We start from the raw sequence: 2,418 nt of genomic DNA on the forward strand, positions 1-2,418 counted from the left end.
GGCGATGAAGGACGTGATACTCTGCGATAAGCCGGGGGGAGCTGAGAATAAGCTTTGATCCCTGGATTTCCGAATGGGGCAACCCACCTGAATGTTCGTTATTATCTGCTCTGCAGTTGATAACGTGCATAAACAGGTACTTAAGGACTGAATACATAGGTCTTTAAGAGCAAACCCGGAGAACTGAAACATCTAAGTACCCGGAGGAAAGGAAATCAATTGATACTCCCCTAGTAGCGGCGAGCGAACGGGGACCAGCCGAGACCGATGAGTGATTGGAACATGTTGGGAAGCATGGCCATAGCGGGTGACAGCCCCGTACAATAAGCTCTGAGGTACGTATTAAGTAGGGCGGGACACGTGAAATCCTGTCTGAAGATCGGGGGACCACCCTCGAAGGCTAAGTACTCCTTACTGACCGATAGCGAACCAGTACCGTGAGGGAAAGGTGAAAAGCACCCCGACGAGGGGAGTGAAACAGTACCTGAAACCGGACGCCTACAATCAGTCGGAGCTTGACTGGACTCTAATGACAATCTGCTTCATCAACATGAAAACGATTCATGTTGGAGGCAAACGTGTCGGATATCGCATTTGTGACAGACGGGACCATGGCGGTCGTCGGACTTATCGCGGGGCTCATAGACATGAGCGTTAACCACTGCCCCAATGAGGGGTGCCTGGCGAGAAACGACGTGCCCGCTTACAACTCTCTGGCACTGGGCGAGACATACTTCCAGGAAAACGCCTCTGGCGAGGAAATATACTTCCGGCGCGACACGGCGCGGGCCTTCGGTCCGTTCCAGAGCATCTGGGGTTTCTCGGCCACGACAGATGGTGAATTCTGGATCGGCGCGGGGCACGCATACACGCTGAACCTGTTCAACGAACGGACCTTCATCCAGTTTCACTCGATGGCGGGCCTTTACGAGAACGGCGGCGGGCACGATCTTGGCGGACCGGTACAGTTCCGGTCGGGCATCGAGATCGGCTACCAGGCCCGGAACGGCACGCGGGTCGGCCTCAGCGTCGATCACCGGTCGAACGCGGGCATCAACAGCCGCAACCCAGGTCTCGAGACCGTACAGCTGCGGGTGTCGATCCCTCTCAAATGAGATTGTTATTAGTGTCCAGTCTTGTGACGGCGTACCTTTTGTATAATGGGTCATCGACTTGGTCTATCCAGCAAGCTTAAGCCGTTAGGTGTAGGCGCAGCGAAAGCGAGTCTTAATAGGGCGATGAGTTGGATGGATCAGACCCGAAACCGAGTGATCTAGGCATGGCCAGGTTGAAGGTAAGGTAACACTTACTGGAGGACCGAACCCACTTCTGTTGAAAAAGAACGGGATGAGCTGTGCCTAGGGGTGAAAGGCCAATCAAACTCGGAGATAGCTGGTTCTCTGCGAAATCTATTTAGGTAGAGCGTCATCCGAATACCCTCGGGGGTAGAGCACTGGATGGGTAATGGGGCCCCACAGGCTTACTGATCCTAACCAAACTCCGAATACCGAGGAGTACTAGATGGCAGACACACTGCGGGTGCTAACGCCCGTAGTGGAGAGGGAAACAACCCTGACCTCCGGCTAAGGCCCCCAATTCGTGGCTAAGTGGGAAAGCAGGTGGGACGACCAAAACAACCAGGAGGTTGGCTTAGAAGCAGCCATCCTTTAAAGATAGCGTAACAGCTCACTGGTCTAAACAAGTTGTCCTGCGGCGAAGATGTAACGGGGCTCAAGCCACGAGCCGAAGCCGAGGAGTGCGTATGCACTGGTAGCAGAGCGTAGTGTGACATAGTCTCATTCCTCCTTAGCGGGTTCGCCCGCCTTGGAGGAGAGAGGCTTTCGATGAAGCCGGGGCGTGAGCCATCCGGTGGAGAGATCACTAGTGAGAATGATGACATGAGTAGCGACAAAGAGTGTGAGAGACACTCTCGCCGAAAGTCCAAGGGTTCCTGCTTAAAGCTAATCTGAGCAGGGTAAGCCGGCCCCTAAGGCGAGGCCGAAAGGCGTAGCCGATGGGAACCAGGTTAATATTCCTGGGCCGGGAGGTGGTGACGGATTGCGAAGGTTGTTCATCCTTATCGGATTGGATGGGCCGCTTAGCAGTTCCTGGAAATAGCCCCTCCATCAGACCGTACCCTAAACCAACACAGGTGGACTGGTAGAGCATACCAAGGCGCTTGAGAGAACGATGTTGAAGGAACTCGGCAAAATGCCTCCGTAAGTTCGCGAGAAGGAGGCCCGCTTCGAAGGCAACTTCGGGGCGGGGGCACAAACTAGGGGGTGGCGACTGTTTACTAAAAACACAGGGCTCTGCGAAGTCGCAAGACGACGTATAGGGTCTGACGCCTGCCCGGTGCCTGAAGGTTAAAAGGAGAGGTGAGAGCCTTGAATTGAAGCCCAGGTAAACGGCGGCCGT

At 54.6% G+C, this 2,418-nt stretch carries 1 rRNA gene (cut by a window edge); it reads left to right on the forward strand.

The annotated features are described in order from the left end of the window. Positions 1 to 2,418, forward strand: a 23S ribosomal RNA gene (locus RLN94_RS06420); its annotated part reaches 45 nt to the left of the window's first position; the annotation flags it as partial.

The organism is Roseovarius sp. (assembly GCF_040223625.1).
Lineage (GTDB): Bacteria > Pseudomonadota > Alphaproteobacteria > Rhodobacterales > Rhodobacteraceae > Roseovarius.